The organism is Corallococcus sp. AB030, assembly GCF_003668965.1.
GTDB lineage: Bacteria > Myxococcota > Myxococcia > Myxococcales > Myxococcaceae > Corallococcus > Corallococcus exiguus.
Genome location: NZ_RAWQ01000120.1, coordinates 13,157 through 32,022 on the forward strand (window position 1 = coordinate 13,157; position 18,866 = coordinate 32,022).

At 70.1% G+C, this 18,866-nt stretch carries 17 protein-coding genes and 1 pseudogene; all 18 read left to right on the forward strand.

Features of this window, described 5'->3' with window-relative positions; genetic code table 11:
- Window positions 1-73: 73 nt before the first annotated feature.
- On the forward strand, window positions 74-535 hold the full coding sequence (locus tag D7Y15_RS25920) for a hypothetical protein (protein ID WP_120577865.1): 462 nt from the start codon (window positions 74-76) through the stop codon (window positions 533-535).
- A gap of 104 nt (window positions 536-639) precedes the next feature.
- On the forward strand, window positions 640-990 hold the full coding sequence (locus D7Y15_RS25925; protein WP_121754245.1) for a phasin family protein: 351 nt from the start codon (window positions 640-642) through the stop codon (window positions 988-990).
- Window positions 987-1,748, forward strand: coding sequence for a lytic transglycosylase domain-containing protein (locus D7Y15_RS25930; protein WP_120577867.1), 762 nt, complete (start codon window positions 987-989; stop codon window positions 1,746-1,748). Before D7Y15_RS25925 ends, D7Y15_RS25930 begins: the two co-directional genes overlap by 4 nt.
- A 160-nt stretch (window positions 1,749-1,908) precedes the next feature.
- Entirely contained in the window at window positions 1,909-2,592 is a 684-nt protein-coding gene (locus D7Y15_RS25935) for a hypothetical protein (RefSeq protein ID WP_120577868.1), read from the forward strand.
- Window positions 2,593-2,615: 23 nt separating this feature from the next.
- Window positions 2,616-3,080 (forward strand): social motility and stimulation tgl protein, encoded by a 465-nt coding sequence (locus tag D7Y15_RS25940; protein WP_120526752.1) that lies wholly within the window; start codon window positions 2,616-2,618, stop codon window positions 3,078-3,080.
- A 23-nt stretch (window positions 3,081-3,103) separates the two neighbouring features.
- Window positions 3,104-3,862, forward strand: a complete 759-nt coding sequence (gene tgl, locus D7Y15_RS25945; protein WP_120577869.1) for a social motility TPR repeat lipoprotein Tgl — start codon at window positions 3,104-3,106, stop codon at window positions 3,860-3,862.
- A gap of 21 nt (window positions 3,863-3,883) precedes the next feature.
- Complete coding sequence (locus tag D7Y15_RS25950) at window positions 3,884-4,270, forward strand: RodZ family helix-turn-helix domain-containing protein (RefSeq protein WP_120596202.1); 387 nt, start codon at window positions 3,884-3,886, stop codon at window positions 4,268-4,270.
- A gap of 9 nt (window positions 4,271-4,279) precedes the next feature.
- Entirely contained in the window at window positions 4,280-5,014 is a 735-nt protein-coding gene (gene recO / locus D7Y15_RS25955) for a DNA repair protein RecO (protein WP_120577871.1), read from the forward strand.
- Window positions 5,015-5,046: 32 nt separating this feature from the next.
- On the forward strand, window positions 5,047-6,060 hold the full coding sequence (locus tag D7Y15_RS25960; RefSeq protein WP_121754246.1) for a carbohydrate kinase: 1,014 nt from the start codon (window positions 5,047-5,049) through the stop codon (window positions 6,058-6,060).
- Window positions 6,061-6,138: 78 nt separating this feature from the next.
- Window positions 6,139-7,428, forward strand: coding sequence for a nucleotidyltransferase domain-containing protein (locus D7Y15_RS25965; RefSeq protein WP_121754247.1), 1,290 nt, complete (start codon window positions 6,139-6,141; stop codon window positions 7,426-7,428).
- Window positions 7,425-8,216 (forward strand): nucleotidyltransferase domain-containing protein, encoded by a 792-nt coding sequence (locus tag D7Y15_RS25970; protein ID WP_172808449.1) that lies wholly within the window; start codon window positions 7,425-7,427, stop codon window positions 8,214-8,216. The genes D7Y15_RS25965 and D7Y15_RS25970 overlap by 4 nt, the downstream gene beginning before the upstream one ends.
- 94 nt (window positions 8,217-8,310) lie before the next feature.
- Window positions 8,311-10,581 (forward strand): serine/threonine-protein kinase, encoded by a 2,271-nt coding sequence (locus tag D7Y15_RS25975; protein ID WP_121754248.1) that lies wholly within the window; start codon window positions 8,311-8,313, stop codon window positions 10,579-10,581.
- An 89-nt stretch (window positions 10,582-10,670) separates the two neighbouring features.
- Window positions 10,671-11,663, forward strand: coding sequence for a glycine--tRNA ligase subunit alpha (gene glyQ, locus D7Y15_RS25980; protein ID WP_120577875.1), 993 nt, complete (start codon window positions 10,671-10,673; stop codon window positions 11,661-11,663).
- Complete coding sequence (gene glyS / locus D7Y15_RS25985) at window positions 11,653-13,761, forward strand: glycine--tRNA ligase subunit beta (protein ID WP_120577876.1); 2,109 nt, start codon at window positions 11,653-11,655, stop codon at window positions 13,759-13,761. The genes glyQ and glyS overlap by 11 nt, the downstream gene beginning before the upstream one ends.
- Window positions 13,762-13,926: 165 nt before the next feature.
- Window positions 13,927-15,456, forward strand: a complete 1,530-nt coding sequence (locus D7Y15_RS25990) for a hypothetical protein (RefSeq protein ID WP_121754249.1) — start codon at window positions 13,927-13,929, stop codon at window positions 15,454-15,456.
- 2 nt (window positions 15,457-15,458) lie between these two features.
- Entirely contained in the window at window positions 15,459-17,687 is a 2,229-nt protein-coding gene (locus D7Y15_RS25995) for a hypothetical protein (RefSeq protein WP_148712865.1), read from the forward strand.
- 63 nt (window positions 17,688-17,750) lie between these two features.
- A complete protein-coding gene (locus tag D7Y15_RS26000; RefSeq protein WP_120596194.1) occupies window positions 17,751-18,605 on the forward strand; it encodes an FHA domain-containing protein in 855 nt (284 codons plus the stop codon).
- 112 nt (window positions 18,606-18,717) lie between these two features.
- Window positions 18,718-18,866 (forward strand): annotated as a pseudogene (locus tag D7Y15_RS26005) (prepilin peptidase); the annotation flags it as partial.

Below are 18,866 nucleotides of genomic sequence, written 5' to 3' on the forward strand. Positions count from 1 at the left end.
TGACAGTATGTCGCGGTGCGTTATTTTGACGCATCACGTTGTGAGACCCGGAACACCCGGGGGGGAGCGCGACATGGCGACGACGAGTGCGAAGGCTGACGAGAAGACGGGCGTGACGCAGAACGTGGAGGCCTACCTGAAGGGGCGATTCTCCGAGGCGCAGAAGCGGTTCCAGGGCCTGGAAGGGGAGGCGAACAAGGCCTTCCGTGCGCTGGAGACGCGGGGCCAGGTGGCGGCGAAGGAGGTCCAGACCCTGTGGACGAAGGTCCAGGCTGGTGAGCTGCGCGCCGACCCTCGCGTGCAGGAGTTGAGCAAGAAGGTGGACGCCGCGAGCGGGGAGCTGCGCAAGCGGCTGGACGGGCTCCAGACGAAGGTCGTGGAGGCGGTGGGAGTTGCCAGCCAGTCCCAGGTGGAGCAGATCACCCGAGAGCTGAGCCGCCTGTCGAAGAAGCTGGATGTGCTCCTGAAGCCCACCCGTCGTGCCCACCGGACGACCAAGAATTCGGGCGGCGCGGCGTCTTCTCCGCGGGCCTGAGCAGCGTTTTCATCACCCATGGGGTGTGCTTAGGTCGCAAACCCCTTTGAATGCCCAGGGTTCCTTCCGCGGAAGGAGCCCGGGGTAACTCCCGGAGAGACTTCATGGACACCAACACCGAGGCCCCCCGAGAGAAGACCTCCGTGGCGGAGGCATTCGAACGGATCTGGAGCCAGGCGCTCCTGGCGGTGAACACGGCGGAGGAGGAGGCTTCCCGCGCCGTGCAGCGCGTGGCGTCCGTCGCGGGCTGGAGCCAGGACGAGGTGAAGCGCCAGGCCCGTGAGTTCGCGGACCGGCTGACGGGGCACCGTAAGGACCTGGAGCACAACGTGGAGGAGCGGGTCCGCACGGCCCTGACCCTCCTGAAGCTGCCGCGCCGCGAGGAGTTGCAGGCATTCGGTGCCCGCCTGGAGCGTCTGAACGAACGCATCCAGGCCCTGGAGCACCGCAAGTGAGTGGACCCGCCGCCTCGGGCGGCAGGTCGTTGGGAACGCGGTTCTTCGCGGGGCTGCATGCCCTGAGCAGCGGGTGCTCCCGGCTCCCGCTGCTCGCGGGCGTGGCGCTCGTGGTGTCCGCTCGGGTGGTGCCCCTCCTGGAGGAGCCCACCTCCCAACCCGTGGTCCCCGAGATGGTGGCGCAGGAGGCCGTCTCCGAGGAGGCGGCCCTCATCGACGCCGTGCTGGCCAAGCGCGCCCCGGACCTGGGGCTCACGCTGCGCCGGCGGCTGGGGCAGGCCATCGACGAGGAGTCGCGCCGCACGGGGTATGATCCGCTGCTGGTGCTGGCCCTCATCGACGTGGAGTCCGACTTCGAGGAGGAGTCCGTCTCCGAGAAGGGCGCTCGGGGCCTGATGCAGATCAAGCCCAGCACGCTGCACTTCCTGGCGGAGAAGGAAGGCCTGAGGCTGTCGCGCGAGGAGGTGGTCGCCGATCCCGCCGTCTGCGTGCGCCTGGGCATCCGCTACCTGCGCAACCTGCAGGGCCGCTTCGGCGGAGACCTGGACCTGGCGCTGATGGCCTACAACGCGGGCCCCACGCGCATCCGGGATGCCATGAAGGCCGGAGAGCTGGAGAAGTTCCGCCGCTACCCCCGGGCCGTGCGCCGCGACTTCCGCCGCTTCCGCGAGGGCCATGGCCTGGGCGGGGACTGGGCGCTCGCGCAGCGCGAGCTGCCGCCACCGGCGCCTGACGAGACTCCGACCGCGGCGCCCTGACGGTCTTCGCGGCTGGACTGGAAGACGGGCCCCCGGGTGAATGTTCGGCGCGGCGAAGCGCTCCAAGGAGGGTCGTCGCCGCCTTGTTCCGCTCCCCTGGGTGCGCTAAGTCGTTCGCAAGCTCCCGGGACTGTTGAGGATTCCCAGGAGGAATGCCCCCATGCCCCGTCCTTCCGCCCGTATTGCCATCACCGTCGTGGCCTCGCTCGTCCCCATGCTGGCCCTGGCCGGTTCGGTCTTCCTGAACGGCGTGAAGATCGACGGGGTGACGAACACGCGCTTCGAGAAAGCCACCGTCCGCATCGACGCGGAAGGGAACATCTACATCGACGCGCCGGGGTACGCCGCCCGCGTGACGACCGTGACGCCCACGCCCGCGACGCCTTCCACCGCCACGCCTCCGGCCGCCGCTCCTCCGGACGCGGGCGTCGTCGCGCAGGCCCCCGCGTCGGCCGCACCCGCTGCTCCCTCGGCCTCACCGGGGCGCATCACCCAGCGCTACTGGCTGGTGACGGAGCAGACGACGCCGGGCATGACGGACTTCGACATCGACGTGTACGTGAACTCGCGCTGGCTGCGCCGTTTGCGCAACAACGAGGACCAGGTGGTGGTGGACATCACCAGCCAGTTGCGTCCCGGCGCGAACGCGGTGACGCTGATTGCCCGCAAGCAGGCTGGGGGCAGCCGCCGCAGCACGTCGCCCGGGAACGTCTTCAAGGTGATCATCGGCGAGGGGAACGAGGGCGGCGGCAACGTGATGATTGACACGCCCCTCATCCGCTTCCAGAAGACGGCTGCGGACGTGCAGGACGCGACCGAGGAGTTCACGCTCACCACCCGTTAGGGTGCGCGGGAAGGGAGACGACGGTGTTCACCATCGACGAGCGCTACCGGGGCCTTCCCGCCAACCGCGACCAGGTGCTGGCGCTGCACCTGGCCCTCAACACGCCGCACGTGGCCATTCCCGGCAAGCAGGCCGGACCCGCGCAGGCCTTCGTGGTGGGGCTGCGCGGCGGGCAGGGCGCGGGCGTCTTCGTGTACCTGTACCTCGTGGAGGCGGGGGACTGCGCGGTGTACGTGTCCGGCCGGCGCATCCAGTCCGCGGATGAGCTGCGGGAGGACGAGGACGACGCGCTCGCGTTCGTGGAGTCGCTGGGCTTCATGATGGACAACGCGAACTGGCGTGCCGCGGCCCCCGCGCAGCAGGACGAGTGGCTGAAGACGCTGCCCGTGTTCTTCCGGGAGCCCACGCTCGTGCCCGCCGTGAAGGCCCGCGCCGAAGAGAAGCGCAACGTCGCCACCACCCTGGGCCGCTTCCTGGCCGCGTTCTGAACCCCCACCCTGGATTGGCACCCATGTTCCGCATCACTTCCTCCTGCTTCCTAGCGTTCGCGCTCGCGTCGGCGGGCTGTGCGCACGTCCCCACGGAGAAGGAGCGCCAGGGCTCGGAGATCCACTACGACCTGGGCGTGCAGGCGCAGCAGCACGGCCATGTGCAGGACGCGCTCGCGGAGTACCAGAAGGCGCTGGAGCTGAACCCGGGCAACCCGGAGGCCCACAACGCGGTGGGCCTGCTGCTGCACCTGTCCTTCCGGCGGCTCGACGAGGCTTCGGCCCACTACGAGAAGGCGCTGACGCTGCGGCCGTCCTTCTCCGACGCGCGCACCAACCTGGGCAACCTGCGCCTGGATCAGGGCCGCTACGACGACGCCATCAAGCTGTACGAAGAGTCGCTCAACGACATGCAGTACCGCCACGGCTACTCCGCGCAGGGGAACCTGGGTTGGGCGCTCTACAAGAAGGGCGACACGGCGAACGCGGTGCAGAACATCAAGGCCGCCATCACCACCAACCCGGACTTCTGCCTGGGCTACAAGAACCTGGGCATCATCTACGACGAGACGGGCAAGACGGAGGAGGCGTGCCGGCAGTTCGCCCACTACCGTGAGAAGTGCCCCGAAGTGGCGGAGGCCTACCAGCGCGAAGGCGTGTGCCAGGCGAAGCTCGGGCGGGTGGAGGAGGCGAAGAAGGCGTTCGCGGGCTGCGAGGCCAAGGCCCAGTCCAACGAGCAGGTGCTCAAGGACGATTGCCGCTCACTGCTGGACCACCTCTAGCCGCGGGGGCCCCGAAAGACCGTGGACCACGTCGACTTCGGCAAATACCTCAGCCAGCAGCGCGAGCTTCGCGGCATGTCGCGCGAGGACGTCTCCCGGGAGACGAAGATTCCCCCCAGCCTCGTCGCGGCGCTGGAGGCGGGGCAGGTGGAGCGGCTGCCCGAGCGCGTGTTCGTGCTGAACTACATCCGCGCGTACGCGCAGGTCATCGGCCTGTCGCCGGAGGAAGCGGCGCTGCGCTACGAGGAGGTGGACCGGGCGGTGCCCGCGCCTTCTCCGGCGCAGCTCGAGAAGGCGCGCCGCAAGCGGGCGTACGTCATCCTGGCCATCCTCCTGGCGGTCGTGCTCCTGGGCGCGGGGCTGTTCCTGGTGCTGTCCGGGAAGCTTCCGCCTCCCGCCGCGCGTTGACGAGGGATCATGGAGCGGTACGCCGACGACGCGTTCGTGCTGTCCACGGTGGACTACGGTGAGTCCGACCGGCTGGTGACGCTGCTCACGCGCGAGCACGGCAAGCTGACCGCGTTCGCCGCGGGCGCGCGCAAGAGCAAGCGCCGGTTCGCGGGAGCGCTGGAGCCGTTCATGCGGCTGCGCGTGCAACTGGTGGAGACGCGCGGCAGCACGGTGCGCATCGATTCGGCGGACATCGTCACGGGCTTCTACGCCGCGCGCGAGGACCTGTCGCTCATCGCCCGGGCGCTGTACGCGGTGGAACTGTGCCGCGAGCTCACGCGCGAACACGAACCGCACCCGGAGCTGTTCGAGCTGGTGGAGGGCTACATGCACCGGTTGGACGCGAAGGAGGCCGGGCCCACGTCGTTGCTCGCGTTCGAGCTGGCAGCGCTGGCGCAGGCGGGGTTGATGCCGCGCTTCGACTCCTGCTCGCTGTGTGGCGGTCAGCCCGGCGAGCGGCCCCGGTTCGACCAAGGCCACGGTGGCGCGGTGTGCGAGCCGTGTGGCGGACGCGCGCGTGACTCGGTGCCGGTGCCGGTGGCGCTGCTGGCCGGCCTGCGCTCGCTCCAGGAGGGTCAACGCACGCCGCTGCCCGCGGACCTCCGTGCGCGGGCTCGTGGCCTGCTCAACGTCTTCATCGCGCACCACGTGGGCCGCAAGCTCAAGAGCGTGGACTTCATGGCGCAGGTGGGCCTGGACTGACGGGTAGCACGCGGTCCCCAGGGGGAGCTGTCATGCACGAGGCCGGGCCGCTGGACGTGGTGTGTGTCGGCGAAACGCTGGTGGACTTCCTTCCCGTGGCCGGCGGCGCCACGCGCGTGCGGGACGTGGAGGCTTGGAAGCCATCGCCGGGAGGCTCACCGGCCAACGTCTCCGTGGGGCTCGCGCGGTTGGGCCTGCGCTCGGCGATGGTGGGCGTGGTGGGCTCCGACGAGTTCGGCCACTTCCTGCGCGACCGGTTGGCGGCGGACGGCGTGGACGTGAGCCGCCTGCGACAGGTGGACCACGCTCGCACGGGCCTGTTGTTCGTCTCGCTGGACGCGCATGGCGAGCGCAGCTTCACGTACTTCCGGACGCGGTCAGCGGAGTTCCTGCTGGACGACTCCGACGTGGACGGCGACTTCGTGCGACGCGCGAAGGTGCTGCACTGCGGCTCCAACTCCCTGCTCCTGCCGGAGGCACGCGAGGCCATGGTGCGCATGCTCACCCTGGCCCGTGAGGCCGGGATGCTGGTGAGCTGTGATCCGAACCTGCGGCTGCACATGTGGACGCAGCCCGAGGAACTGCAGGCGCTCCTGGGACGCATGCTGCCTTTGTGCACGGTGGTGAAGCTGTCCGAGGAGGAGATCCACTTCGCGACAGGCGAGCACTCGCCCGAGGCGGCCCTGCACGTCCTGGCCGCGCGGGGCGTGCGGCTGCCCGTGGTGACGCTGGGACCTCGCGGCGCGGTGTTCCTCTGGCGGGGCGAGGTCCTCTCAGTGCCCGCGCCCCAGGTGACGGTGGTGGACACAACGGGCGCAGGGGATGGCTTTGTGTCCGCCATGTTGAGCGGCCTGGTGCGTTGGTACGGCGACGCGAGCTCGCTGGAGGGCGCGACACGCGAGGAGCTGGTCGCGCTGATGTCCTTCGCGGCGGGCGTGGGGGCCCGGGTGGTGACGAAGCTGGGCGCGGTGGCGGCGCTCCCCCTTGCATCCGAAGTGGAGGGGCTTCTGCCCGCTCTACCCGCCGCGCGACGCATCGCGCGCTGACGGGAAGCGCCGTTCCGGGTCAGGCTCGCGTGCTTCGCTGCGTCCTGCGTGGCCCACCATCCCATCCAGGAGGGATCGATGAGCGACACCCGTGAGGCTTCTTCCTCCGCCCCGGCTCGCGTCCGGGGACTGGAGCAGATTGACCGGCTGTCGGTGCCCCTGCCGCATGGCACCGAGGTCACGACCCGCGTGGAGCGCGTGGCGTCCGGGGGACGCCGTATCCCCCAGGGCGTGGTGGGCCGCGTGGTGCGCGCGCATGACGGCGGCTTCGACGTGCAGATCGTCGGCGTGGGCGAGGTGTGGTTCGCGCGCGACGAGCTGGTGCCCCGGCGCACGGGACAGGTGCAGTTCGCCCAGCGGCGCGAGGCGGCCTGGAGCGCGCTGCGACCATGCGTGGTGCTGGAGACGCGCGTGGGCAGTCACGCCTGGGGGCTCGCGGATGAGCGCTCCGACGTGGACGTGCGCGGTGTGTTCGCGCTGCCGCTTCCGTGGACGCTGGGCCTGGGGCAGCCACCGCAGGACCTGGTGAGCGCGGATGGCAGCACCACGTACTGGGAGGTCCGCAAGACGGTGGAGCAGGCGCTGCGCGCGGATCCGAACACGCTGGAGACCCTCTTCGTCCCTGGCGCGACGGCGGTGGACGAACTGGGCACGTGGGTGCTGGAGGCGCGCGAGGCGTTCGTCTCCAAGGCCATCTTCGGCAGCTTCGGGCGCTACGCCATGAGCCAGCTCGACAAGCTCACCCGCAGCCAGCGGCTGGCCGAGCACCGCGACCTGCTCCTCGCGTGGCTGTGCGAGGAGCCCACGCCGGACCTGGACGAGGTGGCCCGTCGCCTGGCCGCCGTGTCTCCCCGTGCCTCGCCCACGCCCGAGGACGCGGTGCTCGCCGCGAAGACTTACGTCAAGCAGCTCTACCGCTCGCTCTGGGACCAGGGGCTGCTCGCGTCGAACGACTTCGCGGCGCTCACGGCGTACGCGCGCGGCGGAGGCCAGCGTCCTCCGTCCGCTCGGGAGCTGCGGCCGAAGAACGCGTACAACCTGCTGCGGCTGGTGGCGCTGGCGACGGGCTGGCTGCGCGACGGTGTGCCCACGTTCGAGGCGACGGGGGCGTTGAAGGCGCGGCTGCTCGACATCAAGGGGGGACAGGTGCCCCTGGAGGACGTGCTGCGCGACGCCGAGGCGATGGCTCCGGCGTTGGAGGCCGCGCACCGCGAGAGCCAGCTGCCGGAGCATCCGGACTACGCCCGCGCGGACCAGTTGCTGCGCCGCGTGGGGGACGAGGTGGCTCGGCGCTGGGTCTTGAAGGCGCCTGGACCGCTGGGCCGTGACGCGCCGGAGGCTCCGGCGCTGGAAGGAGGGACGGAATGAAGGGCAGGGTGACGGAACATCAGGAGCGCATGGCGGACCGCGTGCTGGACGCGGAGTCCCTCCTGCGCGAGCACCTGGTCATCTCGCTGTCTGGCGCGCATGCGTACGGTTTCCCGTCGCATGACAGCGACCTGGACCTCAAGGCCATCCACATCGCGCCCACCGCCGCGCTCCTCGGCCTCCAGCCCCGGCACGTGCCGGCGGAGCGGCTGGAGGTGCTGGAGGGCGTGGAGGTGGACTACTCGTCCAACGAGCTGCAGCCCGTGCTGCTGGGCATCCTCCAGGGCAACGGCAACTACATCGAGCGCGTGCTGGGGGCCATCACCGTGCGGGCCCTGCCGGAGGAGCTGGAGGCGCTGCGGCCCCTGGTGCGGGCCGTGCTGTCGCGGCGCATCCACCGGCACTACCGCGGCTTCGCGCAGGGGCAGTTCCGCGAATGGGAGAAGAGCGGATTCCGCTCCGTGAAGAAGTTGCTGTACGTGCTGCGCACCACGCTCACCGGAACGCATGCGCTGCGCACGGGCGAAGTGGAGACGGACGTCACCGTCCTGCTGGAACCGTATGGCTTTGGTGAAGCCCGCACGCTGGTGGAGCGCAAGCGGAGCGGTGAGCGCATCGAGCTGACCGACGCGCTCAGCGAGCAGTGGCAGCGGGAGGTGACGCGCGCCTTCGCGGTGCTCGACGCGGCGGACGCGGCCTCCGTGTTGCCTCTGGAGCCACAACCGTCGGCCGTGGCCGCGCTCGAAGGCTGGATGCTCGACGTGCGGCGACGGCGGTTCGGCGCCTAATCCGCTTTCACCGGGCTCCGGAGGCCGGGGTGGGGGCCGTCTGTAAAGACGGTCATCGACCTGGGAGGGCATGGCGGGTAACATCCGCCCTGCCATGAGCACGCAGGGAGTCGCCGGAGACGATCCCGACCGGGGGCGGCGCATCGGAAAGTACGAGATCCTCACCCGCCTCTCGATGGGCGGGATGGCGGAGTTGTTCCTCGCGTACACCTCCGGCCCCGGTGGCTTCCGCAAGTTCGTGGCGGTGAAGCAGATCCTCCCCGACATCAAGAAGGACGACCAGTTCGTCAAGATGTTCCTCGACGAGGCGCGCATCACCGCGGCCTTCTCGCACGCGAACATCGGACAGGTGTTCGACCTGGGTGAGGAGGACGGCGAGCTGTACCTCGCCATGGAGTTCCTGCCCGGCCAGAACCTGGAGCAGGTGGTGAAGATGGCGGAGCGGCGCAAGTACGCGCTGCCGCTGGGCTTCAGCGCGCGCGTGATTCGCGACACGTGCCTGGGCCTGCACTACGCCCACCACTTCATGGATCCGTCGGGCCGCCCCGTGGCGGTGGTGCACCGCGACGTGTCCCCGAAGAACGTGATGCTCACCTACGACGGCGTCGTGAAGGTGATCGACTTCGGCATCGCCAAGGCGCGCGGCAAGCTGGGCCGCACGCAGGTGGGCACCGTGAAGGGGACCAGCGGGTACATGTCCCCGGAGCAGGTTCGCAACAAGGACCTGGATGGCCGCAGCGACCAGTTCTCCACGGGCGTGATGCTCCATGAGCTGCTGGCCGGCCAGCGCCTGTTCAACGCGCCCGGCGAAGCCGCCGTGATGATGCAGATCGTGGACGGGGACATTCCCGCGCCGCGCTCGCTCAACGCGGCCGTGCCGGAGGCCCTGGAAGCAGTGGTGCTCAAGGCGCTGTCGCGCGATGCCACCCAGCGCTTCGGAACCTGCCGGGAGATGGGGCGCGCCATCGAGGCCACGCTGGGCTCCGAGCTGTTCGACGAAGACCAGATGACCGCCGTCATGGGCGAGCTCTTCGAGGAGAAGCGCCAGAAGACGCGCACGCTCCTGGAGCTGGCCAGCCGCGCCGAGGACGCCCGCGTCAGCGAGGCCGCCGGTGCGCTCCAGGTGGAGGAGGGCGGTGAACAGTCCTCCGCCGCGGCCACCGCGCAGGTGCAGTCTCCGCACGCGGAGGCTCCAGCCGCGGACGTCGCGGCGTCCTTCAAGCCCACGCCCGTCCGCCGCACCGCGACCGAGTCCGCGGCGCCCGCGCCCCGCGCCACCCCGCGTCCCGCCAATGAGGCCGTGGAGGCCCGCGCCTCTCGCGTCAACACTCCCACCGTGACGCCGCGAGCGCAGCGGCCCTCGGGCTCGGATGGGACGCCCGTTCCCCGGGTCATCCGTCCTCCCGCTGACGCCGTGCGGCCCTCGCGGGCTCGTCCCAGCGCGCGCCCCGAGCCCACCGAGGCTCGCGACGCGGCCGAGTCCGACGGGCTGATGGATCCGCCCAGCGAGCTCCAGACCCAGCGCTTCAAGGCCCGTCCGGTGCGCGGCACCACGCGGCCCTCACGCCAGGTGGAGGAAGAGGAGTCCGTTGAAGCGCCCCCCGTGGCCCCGCCCGCTCGCGAGGGCTCCGGCTGGGGCATGCGGTTGTTCCTGCTCCTCATCCTGGGGGGCGTGGTCTGGCTGGCGACGCTCGAACCCGTGCGCCGCATGTTCATGCCGGCGTTCGACTCCGCGAAGCAGTGGGTGAAGGCGGAGATGGATCCGCCACCGCCCGTGGACCCCGCCGCGAACGGACAGTGGCCGCCGAAGCCCTCCGGTCCTCCGCCGGGCTTCGTCCAGAAGACCACCCCCGAGCCCGAGCCCGAGCCGGTGGTGGCGCCGCCGCCCACGCCCGAACCGGTGGTGGACGCGACGCCCGTCGACACGAAGAAGGCCCCCGCCGGCAAGGGGGGACGCAAGACGAAGCCTGCCGCCACGACGGAAGCGCCCGCGGTGGCGAAGGTGGAGCCGCGCCCCGCGAAGCCCGAGCCCTCGGAGCGGCCCCCGGAGCCCGTCACCACCGTCACGCAGGTGGAGAACCCGGAGGTGCTCGACACGACCACCTCGAAGGGCGCGGCGAAGGCGGGCCTGGGCTGGCTGACGCTCTACACGGTGCCGAAGAACGCGGCGGTGTTCGACGGCGCCACGCAGCTGGGCACGTCCCCGCTGATCAAATTCCCCCTGCCCATCGGGACGTACCGTTTGCGCGTGGTGGACCCGCAGGACCCCGGCGGTACGAGCAAGCTGTTGTCCGCTCCCATTCGCCCCGGAGAAGTGACGAAGCTGCAGATTCGACTGGCCGACCTCCCGGCCTACTCGGACTGACCGCCGTCCTTGACGCTCCTGGACCCCCTCACTAGGGTCCGCCGCGTTCCGCCTTCGCCTTCGACGCACTGCGAGAAGGACTCGCCAACATGTATTTCCAGGACCTCATCCTCACGCTCCAGAAGCACTGGGCCGACAAGGGATGCATCGTCACCCAGTCGTACGACACGGAAGTCGGCGCGGGCACGATGGCCCCCTACACGTTCCTGCGCGCGCTCGGTCCCGAGCCGTGGAACGTCGCCTACGTGCAGCCCTCGCGGCGCCCCGCCGACGGCCGCTTCGGTGAGAACCCGAACCGCCTGTTCCAGCACCACCAGTTCCAGGTCATCCTCAAGCCCGCGCCCAAGAACGTCCAGGAGCTGTACCTGGAGTCGCTGCGGAAGATCGGCCTGGACCCGCTGGAGCACGACATCCGCTTCGTCGAGGACGACTGGGAGTCGCCCACGCTGGGCGCCTGGGGCCTGGGATGGGAGGTGTGGTGCGACGGCGAGGAGGTGACGCAGTTCACCTACTTCCAGCAGTGCGGCGGCTTCGACTGCCGCCCCGTGGCCGCGGAGCTGACGTACGGGCTGGAACGCCTGGCCAGGTATCTCCAGAACGTGGAGAGCGTCTTCGACATCGAGTGGGTCAAGGGCGTGAAGTACCGCGAGATCTTCCACGCGAACGAGGTGGAGATGAGCAAGTACGCCCTCCACGAGTCCGACCCGCAGATGCTCTTCACGCTGTTCGACGCGTACGAGAAGGAGTGCAAGCGGCTCATCGAGCGCCACCTGCCGCTGCCCGCGTACGACTTCGCGCTCAAGTGCTCGCACACGTTCAACCTGCTGGATGCGCGTGGCTCCATCTCCGTCACCGAGCGCGCCAGCTTCATCAAGCGCGTGCGTGACAACGCGCGCCTGTGCGCGGAGGGCTACCTGCAGATGCGCGAGCGGCTGGGCTTCCCGCTGACGAAGACGCCGTGGACGGTGGGCGAGCAGCCGCCGGTGTTGGAGGGCAAGCCCGCCAGCGACTACTGGAAGACGGTGCAGCTCAACAAGCCCGTGGAGAAGAAGGAGAAGACGGAGGTGGCCCGTGGCTCGTGACCTGCTCCTGGAAATCGGTGCCGAGGAGATCCCGGCGTCGTTCATCGTGCCCGCGCTGGAGGACCTGAAGCGCGTGCTCACCGAGCGCATGGCCGACGCGCGCTTGAAGCACGGTGATGTGCGCACCTTCGGAACGCCGCGCCGGCTGGCCGTCCTCGTTCGCGACGTGGCGGACTCGGGCGAGGACGTGACGAAGGAAGTCCTGGGGCCCAGTGCCAAGGCCGCCTTCGACGCGCAGGGCAAGCCCACCAAGGCGGCGGAGAAGTTCGCCGAAGGGCTCAAGCTGTCCGTGGACGCGCTCGGCCGCACGACGACGGCCAAGGGCGAGTACGTGTCCGCGCGCGTGGAAGAGAAGGGACGCCCAGCGGACGCCATCCTCCAGGATGCGCTGAACTCCGCGGTGCACGGCATCAACTTCAAGAAGTCCATGCGCTGGGGTGACGTGGACACGTCCTTCGCGCGCCCGGTGCAGTGGCTGGTAGCGCTGTTGGGCGACATGGAGCTGGCGGTGGTGCTCGGCGACGTGAAGAGCGGACGGGCGACCTACGGCCACCGCTTCCTCGCGCCGGGTCCCATCACGCTGAAGGCGCCCGCGGACTACGAGTCCGCGCTGGAGAAGGCGCACGTGCTGGCGGACATCGGCAAGCGCCGCGCGTCGCTCGTGGAGAAGCTGCACGCCGCGGCGACGGCGGCAGGCGGGCAGCTCATGGAGGACGAGGGCCTGGTGGACCAGGTGACGAACCTGGTGGAGCTGCCGAGCCCCGTGGTGGGCAGCTTCGACGCGCGCCACCTGGACCTGCCGTCGGAGGTGCTGGTGCAGGAGATGAAGAGCCACCAGCGCTACTTCTCTCTGTTGGACGGGCAGCGGAAGCTGCTGCCGCGCTTCATCGCCGTGTCCAACACGCCGGTGCGCGACGCGCAGCTGTCCCTGCGTGGCTACGAACGCGTGCTGCGCGCGCGGCTCGCGGACGGGCGCTTCTTCTTCGACGAGGACCGCCGCACGCCGCTGGCCGACCGCGTGGAGAAGCTGGGCCGCGTGGTGTGGCAGGGCCAGCTGGGCACGTACCTGGAGAAGGTGGAGCGCTTCCGCTCGCTGGCGGGCTGGCTGGCCCAGGCCACGGGCAGGGCAGGGGAGGTGGCCACGGTGGAGCGCGCCGCCACGCTGTCCAAGGCGGACCTCGTCACCGGCATGGTGGGCGAGTTCCCGGAGCTCCAGGGCGTGATGGGCCGCGAGTACGCGAGAGCAGGCGGCGAGCCCGACGCGGTGGCGCTGGCCATCTTCGAGCACTACCTGCCCCGCGGCGCCGAGGACGCGCTGCCGTCCCAGGACGCGGGCGCGCTCATCGGCCTGGCGGACCGCCTGGACTCGCTGTGCGGCATCTTCGCCATCGGCAAGGCTCCGTCGGGCGCGGCGGATCCGTTCGCGCTGCGCCGCGCGTGCCTGTCCATCATCCGCATCGTGCTGGGGCGCGGCTACCGCTTCAGTCTCTCCGCCGCGGTGGACGAGGCGCTGCGCCTGCTGGCCCCCAAGCTGGCCAACGTGAAGCGCAAGCCGGGTGAAGCGGCCCCGCGCGAGCAGGTGCTGGAGTTCTTCCGCGGCCGCCTCAAGGCGCTGTGGGGCGAGCAGCACCGCACCGACGTTGTGGAGGCGGTGCTGGCCGTGGGCTTCGATGACCTCGTCGCGGCGAAGAAGCGCCTGGAGGCCCTGAGCGTGCTCGTGGGCCACTCGGACTTCCAGCCGCTTGCGGTGGCGTTCAAGCGCGTGGTCAACATCGTGGAGAAGCAGGGCAAGGACGTGGCCGGCGGGCAGACCAACCCGCAGCGCTTCACGGATGAGCCGGAGAAGAACCTCCACACCGCCTTCACCCAGGCGCGCGACAAGGTGGGCGCGCACGTGCGCGCGGACGACTTCGCCGGCGCGCTCAAGGAGATCACCGGCCTGAAGCCCGCCGTGGACACCTTCTTCGACAAGGTGATGGTGATGGCCGAGGACAAGGACCTGCGGGAGAACCGCATCCGGTTCCTCACGGAGATTGGCGCCCTGTTCAACCAGGTGGCGGACTTTTCCAAGATCCAGGCCGAGACCGCCGCTGCCTGAGCCTGGCCGCCGCTTCACCGCCGGAGCGTGCCCGTTCCCCCACCAGGGGGGCGGCGCACGCCTTCCGGACGGGGGCGGATGTCGGCGGGAAGGCGACCGGGAATAGTGGCCCCCCTATTCAGTTGCCCGGCGCAGGGCCGCGTTCCTACACTCCGCCCCCCTCTGATGCGCCTCTACTTCCTGACCCCCGCGCTGCTGCTCCTCGGTGCGTGTTCGATTGAATCCGAACCGAACCCGCCTCCGTCCACCCGCTTTGTCTACCCCAGCGGGGTGGCGTTCTGGCGCCCTCCAGCGGCGGGCGGGCCATCCGCGAGCAACGGCTATCTGTTCGTCGCGAACGCCAACTTCGACAACTGCTACGACTCCGGTTCGGTGGTGGCACTGAACCTGGACACGCTGAGCACGCAGGTGGACGGGCAGACCGTCATGGTGCCCCACCTGGGCAGCGTGCCCCCGGACGCCTCGCTCGCCTTCGAGGACCTGTCCTCCGCGGACGAGTCGCTCGTGCAGATCCGCAGCTTCGCGGGTGAGCTGGCCATGTGGGTGAACCCGGCCACGGGTCTGCCACGCCTGTTCGTGCCCTCGCGTGCGGAGGGCAACAACCTGAACGCGGTGGACGTGAGCCTGGAGGCCAACGGCGCTCCGGTGCTCACCTGCGTGCAGGGCGGCGTGGACTGCCGCAACGGCGCGCTGTCGCTCACCGAGGACATCCCGGCGTCCCTCAGCGACGAGGGCCGGCCGGGCCTGCCCCGCGCTCCGTCGCCCATCGGCGTGACGGTGGATGAGGCGAGCGGCAACCTGTATGTGACGCACTCGGAGGCGGCGGACTCGCCCGCCAAGTCCAGCACCAACTTCGAGAGCTACCTGGCCACGCTGAAGCTGGACAACCCCACGCGGGACTCGCTGGGCTTCATCTCGCTGTCTCCCGAGGGCTACCTCTACGGCGGCTCGGATTCGGTGACGGTGGGCGCGGGCTACCTCTACGTGACGGGCCGCAACTTCGTGGCCGGCATCAGCGGCACCGTGGCCGGCAACTACGTGCTGCGGCTGGTGGACAAGAACGACCCCGGCACCATCCTGGAGCCCTCGCTGCAGTCGGAGTACCGCATCCGCGAGGCGCGCGCGGCGCGGGTGGTGCCCCGTCCGGTGACGGCGGCGGAGCTGGCGGCGCGTCCGAACTTCGTGCGCGAGCGGCTGTACATGCTGGCGCGCGGCCCGGACACGCTGCTCACCCTCGACTTCGAATACGACGCGGTGCCGGGCACCGCCGCCACCCAGCCCTTCTTCCGGGTGGTCTCCGCGGTGCCCATGCCCGACGGCGTGAGCGACATGCAGATCATCTCGCGGACTCCGGGCACGTCCAACGCGGACACCCACATCATCGCGGTGACGAGCACCGGCGACAGCGCGGTGTCCCTCTACGACGAGGCGCTCGGGCAGGTCGTGGCGCAGGTGCCGCTCGTCAACGAACTCAACCAGACCAGCAACCCGTCGCAGGCCTTCGGGCTGACGGTGGACAACCCCGCCGGGACGAACGCGGCGCGGCTGTTCGTGACCAACTTCGGTGACAGCCAGGTGGCCATCGTGGACATCCCCGACCTGTCGCGTCCCCAGGACGCGCGGGTGGTGGCGAAGCTGGGCATCCAGCAGCAGCGCGATCCGAACCAGGGCACCAGCGTGTGCCAGGAGAACTGACCTTGAAGCGCGGCTTTCTTGCTGCCCTGTTGCTGAGCGGCGCGAGCCTCGCGCTCGCCTGCTCCGACACCACCTCCACCGCGGGCGCCGCCGGTCTGTCCGGTACGTACGACGTGGTGCTCTCCAACCAGCTCGTCTTCGTCACCTCCCAGGATCGGGATGAGCTGCGCGTACTGGACCTGACGCGAACGCCGCGTGAGTTCATCCCCGCGCCCAACCCGTTGGAGCCCCTGGCCATCCCCGTCATCGCGCGGCCCGACTCGCTCACCCGCGACGTGGGCTACAACGACAAGGGCGAGGACGTGTCCGGCCCGTATATCTACGCGCGCAGCTCCGGCGGCCGCGGCATCTCCGTGGTGGCCGCGGACCGCGCGCGCCTCAACGAGGTGACGCGCCTGGCGACCGGCCAGCTCATCACCGCCTTCGCCGCGCACGCCCCGGTGGTGGAGGGCGCCCCGAGCGTCCTGTACTACGCGCTCCAGACGCGCCCGGAGGCCGCCGAGCAGCTCTGCGGCCCCTTTGGCGGCGGGGTGGTGATGCGCCAGGACCTGCCCGGCCCGGAGGGCTTCGACGCGGCCACGCTGCCTCCCGCGCTGCCCGTCTTCTGCCTCAAGCCGGCGGACACGGTGATGTCCATGCTCACGCTGCCCGCGCGGGCCGACCGGGTGGACTCGCTGGTGGTCGCCATCCGCAACGTGTCCGGCACCAGCCGGCTCGTGCGCGTCGTCGCGGACGGGGCCTCCGTGGAGATTCCCTACAAGCGGCCGCGTCCGGCGCCCTACGCGGTGCCCAACTACGCGGACCTGGTGGACATCCCGGCGCGGCTGGTGGCCACGCACCCCAGCTACGGCGTGCCGAAGCCCAAGCTCGGGGATGGGAACTGCCCGCCGGGCACGGATGTGAAGACCGCGGAAGACGGGACGACGACATGCGTCGAGCCCTGGCCCGCGGGCCGCTTCGTGTTCGTGGTGCTGGATGAGCTGACGTGCAACTCGTCTGACTGCGAGGGCGTCATCGCGCTCGACAACGGGCCGAAGCCGGTGGAGGAGCCGTCCCCGACGCCGGTGCTCGCGCGCGACATCACCGGAGCGGCCATGCTGACGCTGCGGCCGTCCGCGGGGCTGCCCACGGGCCTCACGCTGCGCACGGGCCTGGAGGTTCGCGAGCTCCTGGCGGACAGCGTGGCCTACCTCACCGCCATCCCGCTCCTGGGCATCATGCCGTCGTCCGACGGGCGGATCACCCTGTTCCGCGCGGACGAGCGGCGCCCGTTCAACCTGGACCGCAACTCCAACAACACGCCGCTGAACTCGTCGGTGGTCGCGGAGCTGCGTGACAACAACGAGCTGGCGCGCACGGACCAGTTCCAGGGCATCACCGTGGTCCAGCCCGGCTGCCCCCAGGCGACGGATTCGACCAACGTCACCGCGTTTCTCTGCAACGGCTCGGTGCCCAACGGGACGTACCGCTTCGTCTTCCAGGGCGTGCTGCCCGGACTGGTCGGCCTCTCACGCGACCTGACCCAGGAGGATCCTCCGCTCCTCATCGAGACGACCCTGGCGACGGCCCGCGGCGTGAGCGCCGGCGACTCCATCATCCTGGCGAACAACGCGGGTGCCTGCGCCGCGGTCATCCCCATCCTGCGCGTGGAGGATCAGGGCAATGGCCTCACGCGGCTCTTCCCGGACCTGTCCGACCCCGCGGTCGTCGCCGCGGCGGAGCCCTGTTCGTCGTATCCGTTGTTCACCGTGCGCGCGGGCCCGAACGTGAAGCCCTTCGTGCTCTATGCCGGCGCGGAGACCCGCGACACGTACCTGCAGCGGCTGAACGTCAACGAGACGTACACGGTCTCCACCTTCCTGGACTACTACTACCACCCGGACGGCTTCGACCTGGGCCTGGAGCCGCCCAAGTCGCCCACCACCTACGTGCCCGCGCCGTTGTCGCTCACGATGACGCCGACCATCGGCGCGGGGAGCCGGCTGGCGGCGGGTGACCGCTACGTGGTGACGCTGCTGCCGCGCTTCCGCCGCTACGTGTTCGGCGTGGACACCAGCCAGTCGAGCGGCCTGGCGGTCTACACCCTGCCTGCTTCCGTGGTGGCCACGGACGTGGCGGGGGCCAGCCTCGCCTACGTCGCGTACCCCTCCGCGGACGGCGTGCTCCAGGTGGCCCTGGAGTCGATCACCGACAACCTGGACAACCTCACGTATCTCCGGGCGTTCCAGTAACTGGGCGCGCCCGAGCGGCTCTGCTATCGTTCCCCACGTCCAGCATTTCCCGAGCCAAGACCGATGATCGATCAGAACTCCCGTCCCGCACGCAAGGTCGGCATCGCCGAGCACCTGTGGGAGACGTACGAAGAGATGGCCCAGCAGATGGGCTCGGATCGCGACGCGCTCATCAACCAGGCGTTGTTCATGTTCGCGCGTCTCAACGGCTTCATCGACGTGAGGACGAAGGGCGAGCCTGTCGTGGCGGCGGTGCCAGCCGCCACGCCCGCCCCGGCCGCGCGTCCTGCCGCCGCGCCGCCCCCTGCCGCCGCCAAGGGCGCTCCACCGGTGCTGGCCCCCGCGCCGCCGCCCGCACGCGCCGCCGCGCGCAACGTGGAGGAGCGTCCGTCCTCCAACGGGCTGGACAATGATCCGGTGCGCCGCGAGGTCGCCGAGCGCGTCCTGGAGACGGCCGCCGAGCTGGAGCGGCTCATCAAGGGCAAGAATGAGCCGCCCCCGCCCTCCGCGGACGACATGATCGAGGACGAGGAGGATCCCCTGCCGGAGCAGGAGGAGCCGCCGCTCGACGACATGCAGGACGAGCCTCCCGAGGAGGCCGAAGAAGAGCCGATGGAGGAGCCGGACGAGGAGGAGGGCGCCTCGCTCTACCTCGTCCTGGAGTCCGGCGAAGAAGAGAAGATCGTCAAGGACCGGTACGTCATCGGCCGTGGCAAGCACTGCGACTTCGTCATCAACTCCGGCAAGGTGTCGCGCGAGCACGCCGTCATCGCCCGCGACGGCGGCGACTTCTACATCGAAGACCTCGGCTCCTCGAACGGGACCTGGTTCAACAAGCAGCGCATCAAGCGCCGCAAGGTCGAGGACGGGGACGAGTACTTCATCTGCAGCGAGAAGATCCGCCTCGTCATCCACTGAAGCCGGCATGACGCGGGGCCCCACGGTGCGATGGCCTTGTTCAGGAATTGACGGGCTTGGGGCCTCCATTGTTTGATGGGGGTCGCCTGCTCCCCATGGGAGCAGGTGCCGAATGACACCTGCTCAGCTCGCGCTTTGGACGATTCTGGGAGTGGCCCTGGTGATTGCGGTGGTGACCGACGTGTTGCGCCGGCTCATCCCGAACGCCGTGACCTATCCGCTCATCGTGTTGGGGCTCGGGGTTCGCGGTGTGTCCGAAGG

Coding starts and splice junctions, on each gene's coding strand:
- D7Y15_RS25920 (WP_120577865.1), top strand. CDS start 74: ATGGCGACGACGAGTGCGAAGGCTGACGAGAAGACGGGCGTGACGCAG.
- D7Y15_RS25925 (WP_121754245.1), top strand. CDS start 640: ATGGACACCAACACCGAGGCCCCCCGAGAGAAGACCTCCGTGGCGGAG.
- D7Y15_RS25935 (WP_120577868.1), top strand. CDS start 1,909: ATGCCCCGTCCTTCCGCCCGTATTGCCATCACCGTCGTGGCCTCGCTC.
- tgl (WP_120577869.1), top strand. CDS start 3,104: ATGTTCCGCATCACTTCCTCCTGCTTCCTAGCGTTCGCGCTCGCGTCG.
- recO (WP_120577871.1), top strand. CDS start 4,280: ATGGAGCGGTACGCCGACGACGCGTTCGTGCTGTCCACGGTGGACTAC.
- D7Y15_RS25960 (WP_121754246.1), top strand. CDS start 5,047: ATGCACGAGGCCGGGCCGCTGGACGTGGTGTGTGTCGGCGAAACGCTG.
- D7Y15_RS25965 (WP_121754247.1), top strand. CDS start 6,139: ATGAGCGACACCCGTGAGGCTTCTTCCTCCGCCCCGGCTCGCGTCCGG.
- D7Y15_RS25970 (WP_172808449.1), top strand. CDS start 7,425: ATGAAGGGCAGGGTGACGGAACATCAGGAGCGCATGGCGGACCGCGTG.
- D7Y15_RS25975 (WP_121754248.1), top strand. CDS start 8,311: ATGAGCACGCAGGGAGTCGCCGGAGACGATCCCGACCGGGGGCGGCGC.
- glyQ (WP_120577875.1), top strand. CDS start 10,671: ATGTATTTCCAGGACCTCATCCTCACGCTCCAGAAGCACTGGGCCGAC.
- D7Y15_RS25990 (WP_121754249.1), top strand. CDS start 13,927: ATGCGCCTCTACTTCCTGACCCCCGCGCTGCTGCTCCTCGGTGCGTGT.
- D7Y15_RS26000 (WP_120596194.1), top strand. CDS start 17,751: ATGATCGATCAGAACTCCCGTCCCGCACGCAAGGTCGGCATCGCCGAG.